Here is a 13,714-nt window from a genome sequence, read left to right as displayed (position 1 = left end):
CGTCAACGGCGGCGGGCGGTCCGGACGGCCAGGAGGCCGACGAGCCCCACCCCACCGACCAGGGCCGCCCGCAGCGGGCGGTTGCGCCAGCCGCCGTCGACCCGGTTCCAGTCCGGCATCGGGGCGAACAGGTTGCCCGGACCGTCGTCGGCCGGCGACCGCCGGCCCAGCGCGGTCGCGTTCATGACGGACGGGACGAGGCGGTTGAACCCGACCGGCGCCACGGCGTGCCCCAGCTCCAGTGCGCGACCGAAGACCCCGACCGTGCGCTGGCGGCGCGGGTGGTCCACCGAGCGCAGGACGGCCCGCACCACCCGGTCCGGGTCGACCACCGGCGGCACCGGCTTGGTCTCGTGACCGGTGTAGTTGCCGGCATGCCGGAAGATCGGGGTGTCCACCGACTGCGGCAGCACCGTGCAGACCCGCACGTCCCGGGTCTCGGGGTGCATCCGCAGCTCCTCCTGGAGCGACTCGGAGAAGGCCCGCACGCCGAACTTGCTCACCACGTACGAGCTGACGTACGGCGAGCCGACGCTGCCCCACACCGACGCCATGTTGACCAGCACCCCTCGGCGGTGCTCGCGGAAGTAGGGCAGCGCCGCCCGTGCGCCGTGGACCTGGCCCATGAGGTTGGTCTCGATCACCCGCCGGTAGGCCTGCGAGGGGGTGTGCTGGAACTCGCCGTAGAGGATGACGGCCGCCGCGTTGACCCACACGTCGATCCGGCCGAACCGCTCGTGCGCGCGCCGGGCCAGCTCGCGGACCGCGGCCTCGTCGGTGACGTCGGTCGGCACCGCGAGCGCCGTGCCGCCGGCGTCGGCGCACTCGGTGACCACCTCGGCCAACGCCTCGGCGTCCCGCGCCGCGACCACGACGCGGCTGCCCCGGCGAGCGAAGGCGACCGCCGCCGCCCGGGCGATCCCGCTCGAGGCGCCCGTCACGACGACGACCTCGTCGGTCCCGGCTGCTCGGCGTCCCACCGGTGCCCTGCTCACGACCCCGGCTGGAGCACGACCTTGATGCAGCCGTCCTGCTTGTTCATGAACATGTCGTAGGCGCCCGGTGCCTGCTCCAGCGGCAGGTGGTGGGTGGCGAGATCCGCCGTGCCGAGCGGGTCGGCGTCGTCCATCAGGTGCGGCATGATGTCGTCCACCCAGCGCCGCACGTGCGCCTGTCCCATCCGCAGCTGGATGCCGCGGTCGAAGATGTCCACCAGCGGCAGCGGGTCGACGGCCCCGCCGTAGACGCCGATGATCGACACGGTGCCCCCGCGGCGCACCGAGTAGATGGCGTTGAGCAACGAGGTCAGCCGGTCCACCCCGAAGCGCTTGGCCAGTGGCGCCGCGATCTGCGAGGGGAGCGCCGCCACGACCTGCTGGCCCGCCCACGCCACGGGGCTGCCGTGGGCGTCCATGCCCACCGCCTCGATGACCGCGTCCGGCCCCCGGCCGTCCGTGCGGTCCCGGAGGTATGCCGGCAGGTCGCTCACCTGCCGGATGTCGATCGTCTCTGCCCCGTGCCGGCGCGCCATGGCGAGGCGCTCGGGGACGAGGTCCACGGCATACACCTTCTCGGCTCCCTGCAACCGGGCGACGCGCACGGCCATCTGCCCGATCGGCCCCAACCCGAGCACGGCGACCGAACCCCCTTGCGGGATGTCGGCGTACACGACGGACTGCCACGCGGTGGGCAGCACGTCGGACAGGTAGAGGAAGCGCTCGTCCGGGAAGCCCTCGGGCACCTTGACGGGGCCGAAGTGCGCCATGGGCACCCGCAGGTACTCCGCCTGCGCGCCGGGCACGTGGCCGTAGAGCTTGGTGTAGCCGAACAGCGAGGCGCCCTTGCCCTTGCCCTGGTCGGGGTTCTGGGTGGTCTCGCACTGCGCGTAGAGGCCGTGCTGGCACATCCAGCAGCGGCCGCAGGAGATGTTGAAGGGGATGACGACCCGGTCGCCGACCTGCACGTGCTCGGCGGCCTCGGGCCCCACCTCCTCCACGACGCCCATCGGCTCGTGGCCGATGATGTCGCCCTGCTCCATGAAGGCGCCGAGGGTTTCGTAGAGGTGCAGGTCCGAGCCGCAGATGCAGGTGCTGGTGAGGCGTACCACCGCGTCGGTCGGCTGCTCGATCCGTGGGTCCGGGACGTTCTCCACCCGCACGTCCCGCTTGCCCTGCCAGGTCAGTGCCCTCATGCCGTCTCCCTTCGTCGTCACGGCCGTGGCGAACGGGCCACCCCTACCCGCGTGGAGGCGTCGGCAACCTCCGCGGCGCCCGCGGTGGAAGTTTCACGCGGCCGTAACACGACGAGCGACGAGGTGAAACAGCAGCCGGGCACGCTCGTGCGACATGGAGCTGACTTCGGCGCCGGTCGACACCGGCAACACCGCGTGGGTCCTGGGCAGCGCGGCACTCGTCCTGCTGATGACCCCCGGGCTGGCCCTCTTCTACGGCGGCATGGTCCGCCTCAAGAGCGTGCTCAACATGATGATGATGAGCCTCGGCGCGATGGGCACCGTCGGCGTGGTCTGGGTCCTGTGGGGCTACAGCGAGACCTTCGGCGAGTCCGTCCACGGCCTCGTGGGCGACCCGCTGCAGCATGCAGGACTGGGTGACCTGCTCGGCCCGGGACAGGTGGTCGGCGGTGTTCCCGTGCTGGCGTTCGCCGGGTTCCAGGGCGCCTTCGCGGTGATCGCGGTGGCGCTGGTCAGCGGGGCCATCGCCGACCGTGCCCGGTTCGGCACCTGGCTGCTGTTCACCGTGCTGTGGGCGACGCTCGTGTACTTCCCCGTCGCCCACTGGGTCTTCGCCCTCGACGGTCTCGCGGCACCGCACGGCGGGTGGGTCGCGAACCGGCTGCACGCGCTCGACTTCGCCGGCGGCACCGCGGTGCACGTCAACGCCGGCGCGGCGGCGCTCGCGCTCGCGCTGGTGCTCGGCCGGCGGCTCGGCTTCCGGGCCGAGCCGATGCACCCGCACAACCCCACCATGGTGGTGACCGGCACGGCGCTGCTCTGGTTCGGCTGGTTCGGTTTCAACGCCGGCTCGGCCCTCGGCGCGGGGGACACTGCGGCCCTGGCCTGGGTGGACACCTTCGTGGCCCCGGCCGCGGCCGCGCTCGGGTGGCTGCTGCTCGACCGGCTGCGCGGGCGCCGGCCGTCGTCGATCGGTGCCGCCTCCGGAGTGGTGTCCGGCCTGGTGGCGATCACCCCGGCCGCCGACGCGGTGACGCCGCTCGGCGCCGTGCTGCTCGGCCTCCTCGCCGGCGTGGTCTGCTCGGCCGCCGTCTCGCTGAAGCACCGCTTCGGCGTGGACGACAGCCTCGACGTGGTCGGGGTCCACCTCGTCGGCGGGCTGCTGGGCACGGTCGCGATCGGCGTGCTGGCCGCCCCGTCGACGCCGGCCGGCGTGGCCGGGCTGGCCTACGGCGGCGGCGCCGGCCAGCTGGCGCGGCAGGCCGCCGCCGCGTTCACCGTGGCGGCGGTGTCGTTCGCCGCCACCTGGCTGATCGGCACGGCGCTGGAGCGGACGGTTGGCTTCCGGGTGCCCGGGCGCGTGGAGCACGAGGGGATCGACCGGCACGAACACGACGAGACGGCATACGGCTGGACGCCGTGGCGGGTCCCGCGCGGTCGGGGCGAGGCGGCGGGACAGTTAACCTTGACCGGTGTTCACGAGCCTGTCTGACCGACTCACCCTGACGTTCAAGAACCTCAAGCGCAAGGGGCGCCTGAGCGAGTCCGACGTCAACGCCACCGTCCGCGACATCCGCACCGCGCTGCTCGACGCCGACGTCGCGCTACCCGTGGTCAAGCAGTTCACGCGACAGGTGCGCGAGCGGGCGCTCGGCGCCGAGGTCAGCGGTGCCCTGAACCCGGCCCAGCAGGTCGTCAAGATCGTCAACGACGAGCTCGTCTCGATCCTCGGCGGGCAGACCCGCACGATCCAGTTCGCCAAGTCCGGTCCCACGGTGATCATGCTGGCGGGCCTGCAGGGCTCCGGTAAGACCACGTTCGCCGGCAAGCTCGGCAAATGGCTCAAGGACCAGGGCCACACGCCCGTCCTCGTGGCGGCCGACCTGCAGCGGCCCAACGCGGTCACCCAGCTCGAGGTCGTCGGCGAGCGTGCCGGTGTGCCGGTGTTCGCTCCCGAGCGGGGCAACGTCTACGGCCACGACGCCGCGCTCGACACCGGCGAGGGGACCCGGTCCTTCGGCGACCCGGTCGACGTGGCCGTCGACGGCGTCGAGTACGCCCGCCACCACCAGCACGACGTCGTCATCATCGACACCGCCGGCCGGCTCTCGATCGACGTCGAGCTCATGCAGCAGGCCCACGACATCAAGATCGAGACGGCGGCCGACGAGGTGCTGTTCGTCATCGACGCGATGATCGGCCAGGCCGCCGTGGAGACGGCCGAGGCGTTCGAGCGCGGCGTCGGCGTGACCGGGGTGGTCCTGTCCAAGCTCGACGGTGACGCCCGCGGTGGTGCGGCCCTCTCCGTGGCGACGGTGACCGGCAAGCCGATCATGTTCGCCTCCACCGGCGAGCAGGTGAAGGACATCGAGGTCTTCCACCCCGACCGGATGGCCTCCCGGATCCTCGACATGGGCGACGTGCTCACCCTGATCGAGCAGGCGGAGAAGGCGTTCGACCGCGCCCAAGCCGCCGAGATGACGCGGAAGTTCATGGCGGAGGAGGACTTCACCTTCGACGACTTCCTCCAGCAGATGGCGGCCATCAAGAAGATGGGCTCGCTCAAGCAGATGCTCGGCATGATGCCCGGGATGCAGCAGATGCGGCAGCAGCTGGACTCCCTCGACGAGCGGGAGTTCGACCGGGTCGAGGCCATGGTCCGCTCGATGACGCCGTTCGAACGCACTCACCCCAAGCAGATCAACGGGTCGCGCCGGGCCCGCATCGCCAGGGGCTCCGGCGTCACCGTCTCCGAGGTCAACCAGCTGCTCGAGCGGTTCGGCCAGGCCCAGAAGATGATGCGCCAGATGCGCCGCGGCGGCGGGGGAGTGCCCGGGATGCCGAGCATCCCCGGCATGGGTGGCCCCGGCGGCAAGAAGGGCAAGAAGCAGCAGCAGCGCAAGAAGTCCAAGAGCGGCAACCCCGCCAAGCGCGCCGCCGAGGAGCGGGCCGCGGCCGAGCGGGAGGCCAACGCCCGCATCGCCGCGGCCAACGACGCCTTCGGTATGCCGACCGGCCAGGACGGCGCTGACGGCGGCAGTGGCGACGGCGGCCAGGATGCGTTCGACCCCGCGAACCTGCCGAAGGGGTTCGAGAAGTACCTCGGCAAGGGCTGAGCGGGCGCCCCGCCCTCGGAACGCTAGTTGCTGGTGGTTCGCGACTCGGGAGTCGCCAACCACCAGCAACAAGCGATGTCGGGCGCCCCGCCGGGCCGGGCGGCCCGCCGCTGCGAAGCGCCCGGCCGGTCAGTGGAACTGGGCGGTCTCGGTCGACCCGTCGAGCGCGAGGGTGCCGCTATCGGGGTTGATCGCCTTGCTGACCTGGTCGAAGTAGCCGGTCCCGACCTCGGCCTGGTGCTTCACGGCCGTGTAGCCCTGCTCGGCGGACGCGAACTCGGCCTGCTGCAGCTCGACGTAGGCGGGCATGCCCTGCTGCGCGTAGCGGTGCGCCAAGTCGAACATCGCGTGGTTGAGGGCGTGGAACCCGGCCAGGGTGATGAACTGGAACTTGTAGCCCAGCGAGCCGAGCTCGTCCTGGAAGCGCGCGATCTCCGCGTCGTCGAGCGCGGCCTTCCAGTTGAACGACGGCGAGCAGTTGTAGGCCAGCATCTGGTCCGGGAAGTCGCGGTGGATCTCGTCCGCGAACTCCTTGGCGAGGCCCAGGTCAGGGGTGCCGGTCTCGACCCAGATGAGGTCGGCATACGGCGCGTAGGCGCGCGCCCGGGCGAGGACGGGCTCGATCCCGCTGCGCACCCGGTAGAAGCCCTCGCTGGTGCGCTCGCCGGTGCAGAACTCCCGGTCGACCGGGTCGACGTCGCTGGTGAGCAGGTCGGCGCCGAGCGCGTCGGTGCGGGCGACCACCAGGGACGGGACGCCGAGGACGTCCGCGGCCAGCCGTGCCGAGGTCAGTGTGCGCACGTGCTGGGCGGTGGGGATGAGGACCTTGCCGCCGAGGTGGCCGCACTTCTTCTCCGAGGCCAGCTGGTCCTCGAAGTGCACGCCGGCGGCGCCGGCCGCGATCATCGACTTCATCAGCTCGAAGACGTTGAGGGCGCCTCCGAACCCGGCCTCGGCGTCGGCGACGATCGGGGCGAGGAAGTCGATGAGCTCACCCTCCCCGTCCGTGGTGGACCACTGGATCTGGTCGGCGCGCTGCAGGGCGTTGTTGATCCGGCGGACCACGGCCGGCACCGAGTTGGCCGGGTAGAGGCTCTGGTCGGGGTAGGTCTGCCCCGCGAGGTTGGCGTCGGCGGCGACCTGCCAGCCGGACAGGTAGATCGCCTCGAGGCCGGCCTTGACCTGCTGCACGGCCTGGTTGCCGGTCAGCGCACCGAGGGAGCGGACGAACGGCTTGGTGCGCAAGGCCTCCCAGAGGCGCTGCGCGCCGCGCCGGGCCAAGGTGTGCTCCTCGACCACGGAGCCGCGCAGGCGGACGACGTCCTCGGCGGTGTAGCGGCGCTCGACGCCCTGCCAGCGCGGGTCGGTGGCCCACGTGCGCTGCAGGTCGCGGGCCTGCCGCTGGAAGGCGGTGAGCTCCGGCATACCGGGGTCGGGCGTGGACTGCTCGGTGCGGGGTCGGGTCACGGTGGTCATCAGGTGGCTCCTGTCCGTTTGGTGGATGGCGGCACTTGACACATTGCCGGGCCCGTCCGGCGCATGACAGGGGAACCTTTGGTAAAGATCCGCGAAATTTGCGCTACCGTCGCGGAATGACGACGCCCGCGCCCACCGGTCGCCTGCTTCCGTTCCGCCCGCTGGCCGAGGAGGTCCCCTCCACCGCCCCTACGGACGGCACCGATCCGCTCGCCCTGGGCCGCGGGCTGCGGCACCACCGGCGCGCACGCGGCCTGACCCTGGCGGCGCTCGCCGAGCGGGTGGGCCTGTCGGCCTCGGCACTCTCGCTCGTCGAGAACGGCAAGCGGGAGCCCCGCCTGTCCGTCCTCTCCGAGCTCGCCTCCGCCCTCGGTATGCCGGTCGCCGACCTGCTGGCCCCGGCGCCCCCGTCGCGGCGGACCGCGTTGGAGGTGAAGTGGGAGCGGGTCCAGCGCTCCGCGGGATTCGAGGCGCTCGGGATCCCCCGGGTGCGCATGGGGCCCGGGCTGCCGGACGAGGCCCTGGAGGCCCTGGTCGGGATGTACGAGAGTTTGCAGGCGGCCCAGGAGCAGCGGGCGGCCACCCCGGAGTACGCCCGGAGCGCCAACGCCGAGCTGCGGCGGCGGATGCGGGCCGTGGACAACTACTTCCCCGAGCTGGAGCGGCGCGCCGAGGAGCTGCTCCGCGCCATCGGCTACCGCTCGGGGCCGGTGACCCGGGCCGAGGTGGAGCGGCTCGCCGCGCACGTGGGCTACCGGCTGGTGCACACCGGTCAGCTGCCGTCCTCGACGCGCACGGTCACCGACCTGGCCAACCGGGTCGTCTACCTGCCGCAGCCGGGGCCGGGCAGCCGCGACGGTCGAGCCTTGGCGCTACAGGCGATCGGGCACGTGGTGCTCGGCCACGAGCCACCGCGCGACTACGCCGAGTTCCTCGCCCAGCGGGTGGAGATCAACTACTTCGCCGCCGCTGTGCTGTTGCCCGAACGCACCGTCGTGCCGCAGCTGCGCGCGGCCAAGAAGGAGCGGGACATCTCGGTGGAGGACCTGCGCGACGCCTACGCGGTGTCCTACGAGACGGCGGCCCACCGCTTCACGAACCTCGCCACCCAGCACCTGGAGGTGCCGGTCCACTTCATGCGGATCAGCGCCGACGGCGTCATCTACAAGGCCTACGAGAACGACGGCGTCCGCTTCCCGATGGACTCCACCGGCGCCATCGAGGGTGCCCGCGTGTGTCGCTTCTGGACCGCGCGGCAGGTCTTCGAGCGCAGCGACGACGTCTCCTACGAGCAGTACACCGACACCCGCAGCGGCAGCTACTGGTGCACGGCGCTCACCGAGCGCACGGCGGCCGGGCGGTTCTCGGTCAGCGTGGGCGTGCCCTACGCCCAAGCCCGGTGGATGCGTGGGCGGGACACCACGGCACGGGCCCGCTCGGGGTGCCCGGACCCGTCCTGCTGCACCCAGCCGCCGGCCGACCTGCGGCGCGACTGGGAAGGGCGGGTCTGGCCGAGCGCCCGCGCCCACTCACACCTGCTGGCCGTCCTGCCGCCGGGGGTCTTCCCCGGTGTGGACGACACCGAGGTGCTGCAGTTCGTCGCCGACCACGCGGGCGAGGCGGCCCGCTCGGCTCAGCCCTCGTCCGAACCCTCCAGCCGCTGGAGAGCGGAGTAGGCGAACTGGAGCGCGTCCGCACCCGCGACCGCCGTCAACGTGCTGGTGACCAGCCGGGTCAGGGTCGGCGCGAGCACGTGCCCGCCGACCAGGCCGGTGGCCACCCACTGACCGAGGCAGAACGGGCACGTGACGAGCTCACCGATGGTGTGCAGCAGCGGCCGGTCCTTGACCTCCGGGGCGACCTCCTCGTTCACCTCCGAGGGCATCCCGGTCTCCCGGTAGCGCGTCACCGGCGCCCGCAGCGGGCTGGTGACGGCGTCCTTGGCCAGGGTGCGCGCCAGGCGGTGCGTGGCCACGGTGATGAGGGCGAGGTCGCTGGCCGAGATCCGCGTCTCGGCGGCCGCACCCTTGCGCTTGCCGGCGATGAGCAGCCCACCCGCGGCGACGGCATACGTCAGGCCGGTCGCCACGTAGCCACCGAGCGGGCGGTGCTCGCCATGGGCATAGCGGTGCTGCACGTGCTGGGCGGGGTTGTCCATGTCGCGCTCGGTACCCACGACGTCCGCCCCGCATGCGGTCCACCGGCCCGGCCGTCGGGCCGCCGCACGGATCTGCTCCGGTCTCTTGACCGGAGCATCGGTAAGTCGTAACTTACCGTTCGTGGCCACTGACGAACGGGATGCCTGGGACGCGATCGCCGACCGCACCCGTCGCGCCATCGTCGAGTGCCTGGCCGAGCGGCCCCGTGCCGTCGGCGAGCTCGCCGCTGAGCTCCCCGTCAGCCGGCCCGCGGTGTCCCAGCACCTGAAGGTGCTCAAGGACGCGAGGCTGGTGAGCGAGCAGCCGGTCGGCACGCGACGGATCTACCGGCTGAACCCGGTGGGAGTGGCCGCACTGCGCGACCAGTTGGACACGTTCTGGAACAGGGCCATGACCCGGTTCCAGGAGGCCATCGAGAACTCCGAGGAAGACCCATGAGCCAGATCACCGTCACCTCCGTCCAGAAGCACGTCGTCGTCCAGGCGCCGATCGAGCGCGCCTTCGCCGTCTTCACCGAGCGCTTCGGCGACGTCAAGCCACCGGAGCACAACCTGCTCGGGCAACCGATCGTGGAGACCGTCTTCGAGCCGAGGGTCGGTGGCCACATCTACGACCGGGCCGCCGACGGCAGCGAGTGCCGTTGGGCCCGGGTCCTGGTCTTCGAGCCGCCGCACCGGGTGGTGTTCAGCTGGGACATCGGCCCGCAGTGGCAGGTCGAGACCGATCCGGACCTGACCAGCGAGGTGGAGGTCCGCTTCATCGCCGAGTCCCCGGACCGCACCCGGGTGGAGCTGGAGCACCGCCACCTCGACCGGCACGGTCCGGGATGGCGCTCCGTGCAGGAGGGCGTCTCCGGGGACGGTGGCTGGCCGCTGTACCTCTCGCGCTACGCCGCGCTGTTCGCCTCCGGCAGCTGAACGGCGCCGGCCCGGCGAGAGCGGGGCGGGACGTCGCCAGACGGATGGGTACAGTCGCGTCCCATGAACCACCCCCGCATGAGCGCAGCGGTGCTGCACGTCGTCGGCACGGTGCTCGTCGGCCCGGACGAGGTCCGCGACGAGCTGTGGGTCGTCGACGGGAGGGTCTCGTATGCCGCCCCCTCCGCGGGAGCCGACGTCCAGACGGTCTCCGGCTGGGTGCTGCCCGGACTGGTCGACGCCCACTGCCACGTCGGGCTGGACGCCCACGGCGCCGTGGACGACACCACCAGCGAGCGGCAGGCGCAGGCCGACCGGGACGCGGGCGCGTTGCTGCTGCGCGACGCCGGGTCTCCGGCCGACACCCGCTGGGTCGACGACCGGGAGGACCTGCCGCGGATCGTGCGCGCGGGCCGGCACATCGCCCGCACCAAGCGCTACATCCGCAACTACGCCTGGGAGATCGAGCCGGAGGACCTGACCGCCTACGTGCGGCAGGAGGCGCGCAGGGGGGACGGCTGGGTCAAGCTGGTCGGTGACTGGATCGACCGGGACACCGGCGACCTGTCGCCCTGCTGGCCGGCGGAGGCGCTCGCACCCGCGATCGCCGCGGCACACGCCGAGGGCGCCCGGGTGACCGCGCACTGCTTCGGTGAGCAGTCGCTGCGCGACTTCGCGGCGGCTGGCACCGACTGCATCGAGCACGCCACCGGGTTGGAGGACGACACGATCGGTTCCTTTGCCGCGCAAGGCATCGCGATCGTGCCGACCCTGGTCAACATCGACACCTTCCCGAGCATCGCCGACACCGCGGAGGGCAAGTTCCCGACCTACGCCGCGCACATGCGAGCCCTGCACGCCCGGCGCTACGACACTATCGCCGCCGCCCACGAGGCCGGCATCCCGATCTACGTCGGCACCGACGCCGGCGGCTCGCTGCCCCACGGGCTGGTCGGGCGGGAAGTCGGCGAGCTCGTCCGCGCCGGGCTCTCGCCGGTCGAGGCGCTCAGCGCGGCCACCTGGGGCGCGCGGGCCTGGCTGCGCAGGCCCGGCCTCGAAGAGGGGGAGAGCGCCGACTTCGTGGTCTACGAGACCGACCCGCGCGCAGACGTGCGGGTCCTCACGGCACCGCAGCAGGTGGTCCTGCGCGGTCGACCGCACCCGACCGGCGCCTGATGGCGCCAGCCGAGGAAGCGGCTCCCGTCGGGCCGCTGCGCGCCAAGGGCGAGCACGTGGACGTGCGCACGGTCACCGAGGGCGACCTCCCGGCATACCGGCTCGCCGTGGAGCAGTCCCGGGCGCGGCTCTCGGCCTGGAACCCGGTCAACCCCGAGGACCTGCTGCACCACCTGCGGGTCCAGTCCCGCGACCACCGCACCTTCCTGGTGCACGCGCTCACGCGGGAGGGTGAGCACGACATCGTGGGAAAGGTCAACGTCACCAACGTCGTTCGCGGCCGGTCCTGCTCGGCCGGCATGGGCTACGACGCCTACGACCCGTATGCCGGCCGCGGCCTGTTCGCCGAGGGCCTCCGGTTGGTCATCGGGCTCGTCCTGGCGCGGGAGCCGGCCGGGATGGGGCTGCACCGTCTCGAGGCGAGCGTGCAGCCGGGCAATGCCACCTCGGCGGGGTTGTTGCGGTCGCTGGGGTTCCGGCACGAGGGCTACTCCTCGCGGTTCCTGTGGCTGTCCGACGCCCAGGGGCGCCACGCCTGGCGCGACCACGACCGTTACGCGGTCACGGTGGAGGAGTGGCCCGCGCCGCCCTACACGCGCCGGCAGCGCCGCCGGCTGCTGGCGGTCGTGACGGGTCCGGACTCGCCGGCCCGCACCGGCTTCGCGCGGGCGCTCGCGGCGGAGCTGGGCGTCGCCCTGCTGCGCGAGGCGGTCCTCGACGACCTCGCGGTGTTGCAGGCGGTGCTGGCGGACGCGTCCGGCGGTGCGGTCGTCGAGGCCGACGTGCACCTGCCGGCCGAGCTCGCGCAGGTGCCCCGGTTCGCGGTCGGCCCGGCGGATCGCCCCGACGCCCGAGAGGTGGTGCGCGCGGCCCTGGCCGTGCGAGCGGCCGCCGGCTGAGCAGCCACGGGCCGGGTGGCCACGGGGCGGGTGGCCACGGGGCGGCCGCGAGTTCGGCTCGCGGGGTGATCTCTGGCAGAATGACCCGGCGTACCCGTCTGTCCGCGGCCCCTCTCACCGCGCCGGACGCGTCCACCCGAGCCCTCGCACGGTCCGTGCCCCACGCGGCGCCGCGCGGCTCACCCCCGAAGCAGAAACAGGAGACACCACAAACGTGGCCGTCAAGATTCGTCTGAAGCGCCTCGGCAAGATCCGGGCCCCGTACTACCGCGTCGTCGTCATGGACTCGCGCACCAAGCGCGACGGCCGGGCGATCGAGGAGATCGGCAAGTACCACCCGACCGAGGAGCCCTCGTTCATCGAGATCAACTCCGAGCGTGCGCAGTACTGGCTGTCCGTCGGCGCCCAGCCGACCGAGCAGGTCGCCGCGCTGCTCAAGGTGACCGGCGACTGGCAGAAGTTCAAGGGTGAGCCGGGCGCCGAGGGCACCTTGCGCACCGCCGAGGCCAAGCCGGACAAGAAGGCCGTCTTCGAGGCTGCCGCCAAGCAGGCCGCCTCGGAGCCGAAGGACTCGGCCACCACGCCGAAGAAGAAGGCCGCGCCCCAGGCGCAGGAGGAGCAGGCCGTCACCGAGCACGCGGGGCTGTCCGAGCGGGGCGAGCAGGCCGAGGTGCAGCCGGCCACCGCGACGCAGGACGACCAGGCCTCCAGCGGCGCCGAGGTGCCCACCGCCCCCGGTGACATCGACCAGACCGACTCGCAGCCGGCGCCGCCGACGGACGCCGAGAGCTCCGAGGCCTGATCGTGCTGGAGGAGGCGCTCGAGCACCTCGTCAAGGGCATCGTCGACCACGACGGCGACGTCGTGGTGCGCCACAAGACGCTGCGGCGCGGTGACCTGCTCGAGGTGCGGGTGCACCCCGACGACCTCGGCCGGGTGATCGGCCGTTCCGGGCGCACCGCCAGCGCGCTGCGGACGGTGATGAGCGCCCTCGCCGGTGGCAAGCAGGTGCGCGTCGACATCGTCGACACCGACCGCTGAGGGTCTGACAAGCACAGGCGAGGTATGCCGGACACGCGCGTTCCGGCATACCTCGCCCTTTTGTCTGCCAGCGGCGACGTCGCAGGAGCCGCGAGACAGCCCAGCGGCGACGTCGCAGGAGCCGCGAGACAGCTCGGCGGCGACGTCGCAGGAGCCGCGAGACAGCTCAGCGGCGACGTCGCAGGAGCCGCGAGGAAGGACAAGCATGCAGGTGCGGGTCGCACGCATCGGGAAGGCCCACGGCCTGCGCGGTGAGGTGACCGTGCAGGTGCACACCGACAATCCGGAGGAGCGGTTCGCGCCCGGCACCCGCTTCGTCACCCGGCCCGCGTCGGCGGGACCGCTGACGCTGCGGTCGGTGCGCCAGCACGGGGAGACCACGTTGCTCGGCTTCGCGGAGGCGACCGACCGCACCGCCGCGGAGGCGTTGCGGGGGACCGAGCTCTACCTGGAGGCCGCGGAGCACGAGCCTGCCGGTGGCGAGGAGGGCTGGTACGAGGACGAACTGGTCGGCCTCGTCGCGGTGACGCCCTCGGGGGAGCGGCTGGGCACCGTGCGCGCGCTGGAGATGCGGCCGGTGCAGGACCTGCTCGTGCTCACGCTCGAGGACGGAGGCGAGGCGCGGATCCCGTTCGTCGAGCAGCTGGTCCCCGAGGTCGACCTGGCCGGGGGACGGGTCGTGGTGGACCCGCCGGAGGGCCTGCTGGAGCTGGACCGCGACAGCGGTGAGGGGGGCTGA

The 13,714-nt window shown here is 72.6% G+C and carries 14 protein-coding genes; 10 read left to right on the top strand and 4 right to left on the bottom strand.

What is annotated here, in order from left to right:
• Positions 1 to 2: 2 nt before the first annotated feature.
• Together VFL99_RS14660 and VFL99_RS14655 are read right to left on the bottom strand one after the other, a co-directional pair.
• Complete coding sequence (locus VFL99_RS14660; RefSeq protein WP_325107089.1) at positions 3 to 980, bottom strand: SDR family oxidoreductase; 978 nt, start codon at positions 978 to 980, stop codon at positions 3 to 5.
• An 11-nt stretch (positions 981 to 991) separates the two neighbouring features.
• The gene (locus VFL99_RS14655) at positions 992 to 2,191 is read right to left on the bottom strand and encodes a zinc-dependent alcohol dehydrogenase (RefSeq protein WP_325107088.1); all 1,200 of its coding nucleotides are present in this window, start codon (positions 2,189 to 2,191) and stop codon (positions 992 to 994) included.
• 154 nt (positions 2,192 to 2,345) lie between these two features.
• Between VFL99_RS14655 and VFL99_RS14650 the strand changes: the two genes are divergently transcribed.
• Both VFL99_RS14650 and ffh read left to right on the top strand, forming a co-directional pair.
• The gene (locus VFL99_RS14650; RefSeq protein WP_325107087.1) at positions 2,346 to 3,683 is read left to right on the top strand and encodes an ammonium transporter; all 1,338 of its coding nucleotides are present in this window, start codon (positions 2,346 to 2,348) and stop codon (positions 3,681 to 3,683) included.
• Positions 3,664 to 5,307, top strand: coding sequence for a signal recognition particle protein (gene ffh / locus VFL99_RS14645; RefSeq protein ID WP_325107086.1), 1,644 nt, complete (start codon positions 3,664 to 3,666; stop codon positions 5,305 to 5,307). Before VFL99_RS14650 ends, ffh begins: the two co-directional genes overlap by 20 nt.
• Positions 5,308 to 5,436: 129 nt before the next feature.
• On the opposite strand, the gene aceA is transcribed toward ffh, so the two are convergent.
• The gene (aceA, locus tag VFL99_RS14640; protein ID WP_414713768.1) at positions 5,437 to 6,783 is read right to left on the bottom strand and encodes an isocitrate lyase; all 1,347 of its coding nucleotides are present in this window, start codon (positions 6,781 to 6,783) and stop codon (positions 5,437 to 5,439) included.
• 116 nt (positions 6,784 to 6,899) lie between these two features.
• Between aceA and VFL99_RS14635 the strand changes: the two genes are divergently transcribed.
• The gene (locus VFL99_RS14635) at positions 6,900 to 8,459 is read left to right on the top strand and encodes a helix-turn-helix domain-containing protein (protein ID WP_325107085.1); all 1,560 of its coding nucleotides are present in this window, start codon (positions 6,900 to 6,902) and stop codon (positions 8,457 to 8,459) included.
• On the opposite strand, the gene VFL99_RS14630 is transcribed toward VFL99_RS14635, so the two are convergent.
• The gene (locus tag VFL99_RS14630) at positions 8,417 to 8,941 is read right to left on the bottom strand and encodes a DUF1360 domain-containing protein (protein WP_325107084.1); all 525 of its coding nucleotides are present in this window, start codon (positions 8,939 to 8,941) and stop codon (positions 8,417 to 8,419) included. The two genes, VFL99_RS14635 and VFL99_RS14630, sit on opposite strands and share 43 nt — an antisense overlap.
• 121 nt (positions 8,942 to 9,062) lie before the next feature.
• Between VFL99_RS14630 and VFL99_RS14625 the strand changes: the two genes are divergently transcribed.
• The 7 genes from VFL99_RS14625 (at position 9,063) to rimM (ending at position 13,714) form a co-directional block, all read left to right on the top strand.
• On the top strand, positions 9,063 to 9,380 hold the full coding sequence (locus VFL99_RS14625) for an ArsR/SmtB family transcription factor (protein ID WP_325107083.1): 318 nt from the start codon (positions 9,063 to 9,065) through the stop codon (positions 9,378 to 9,380).
• Positions 9,377 to 9,859, top strand: coding sequence for an SRPBCC family protein (locus VFL99_RS14620; RefSeq protein ID WP_325107082.1), 483 nt, complete (start codon positions 9,377 to 9,379; stop codon positions 9,857 to 9,859). Before VFL99_RS14625 ends, VFL99_RS14620 begins: the two co-directional genes overlap by 4 nt.
• 78 nt (positions 9,860 to 9,937) lie before the next feature.
• On the top strand, positions 9,938 to 11,035 hold the full coding sequence (locus VFL99_RS14615; RefSeq protein WP_325107140.1) for an amidohydrolase family protein: 1,098 nt from the start codon (positions 9,938 to 9,940) through the stop codon (positions 11,033 to 11,035).
• Positions 11,035 to 11,934, top strand: a complete 900-nt coding sequence (locus VFL99_RS14610) for a GNAT family N-acetyltransferase (protein ID WP_325107081.1) — start codon at positions 11,035 to 11,037, stop codon at positions 11,932 to 11,934. The genes VFL99_RS14615 and VFL99_RS14610 overlap by 1 nt, the downstream gene beginning before the upstream one ends.
• Positions 11,935 to 12,148: 214 nt before the next feature.
• The gene (gene rpsP / locus VFL99_RS14605) at positions 12,149 to 12,736 is read left to right on the top strand and encodes a 30S ribosomal protein S16 (RefSeq protein ID WP_325107080.1); all 588 of its coding nucleotides are present in this window, start codon (positions 12,149 to 12,151) and stop codon (positions 12,734 to 12,736) included.
• 2 nt (positions 12,737 to 12,738) lie between these two features.
• Positions 12,739 to 12,975, top strand: a complete 237-nt coding sequence (locus VFL99_RS14600) for an RNA-binding protein (protein ID WP_325107079.1) — start codon at positions 12,739 to 12,741, stop codon at positions 12,973 to 12,975.
• Positions 12,976 to 13,180: 205 nt separating this feature from the next.
• Complete coding sequence (rimM, locus tag VFL99_RS14595; protein ID WP_325107078.1) at positions 13,181 to 13,714, top strand: ribosome maturation factor RimM; 534 nt, start codon at positions 13,181 to 13,183, stop codon at positions 13,712 to 13,714.

Source organism: Segeticoccus sp., from assembly GCF_035708005.1.
Note: the sequence above shows the minus strand (reverse complement) of the source record. Positions and strands in the feature narration are given on the sequence as shown.

Bases quoted from the DNA above. Each gene is read 5' to 3' on its own strand.
- VFL99_RS14635 (WP_325107085.1), top strand. From the start codon at position 6,900: ATGACGACGCCCGCGCCCACCGGTCGCCTGCTTCCGTTCCGCCCGCTG.
- VFL99_RS14655 (WP_325107088.1), bottom strand. From the start codon at position 2,191: ATGAGGGCACTGACCTGGCAGGGCAAGCGGGACGTGCGGGTGGAGAAC.
- VFL99_RS14630 (WP_325107084.1), bottom strand. From the start codon at position 8,941: ATGGACAACCCCGCCCAGCACGTGCAGCACCGCTATGCCCATGGCGAG.
- VFL99_RS14610 (WP_325107081.1), top strand. From the start codon at position 11,035: ATGGCGCCAGCCGAGGAAGCGGCTCCCGTCGGGCCGCTGCGCGCCAAG.
- VFL99_RS14620 (WP_325107082.1), top strand. From the start codon at position 9,377: ATGAGCCAGATCACCGTCACCTCCGTCCAGAAGCACGTCGTCGTCCAG.
- aceA (WP_414713768.1), bottom strand. From the start codon at position 6,783: ATGACCACCGTGACCCGACCCCGCACCGAGCAGTCCACGCCCGACCCC.
- rimM (WP_325107078.1), top strand. From the start codon at position 13,181: ATGCAGGTGCGGGTCGCACGCATCGGGAAGGCCCACGGCCTGCGCGGT.
- VFL99_RS14650 (WP_325107087.1), top strand. From the start codon at position 2,346: ATGGAGCTGACTTCGGCGCCGGTCGACACCGGCAACACCGCGTGGGTC.
- VFL99_RS14615 (WP_325107140.1), top strand. From the start codon at position 9,938: ATGAGCGCAGCGGTGCTGCACGTCGTCGGCACGGTGCTCGTCGGCCCG.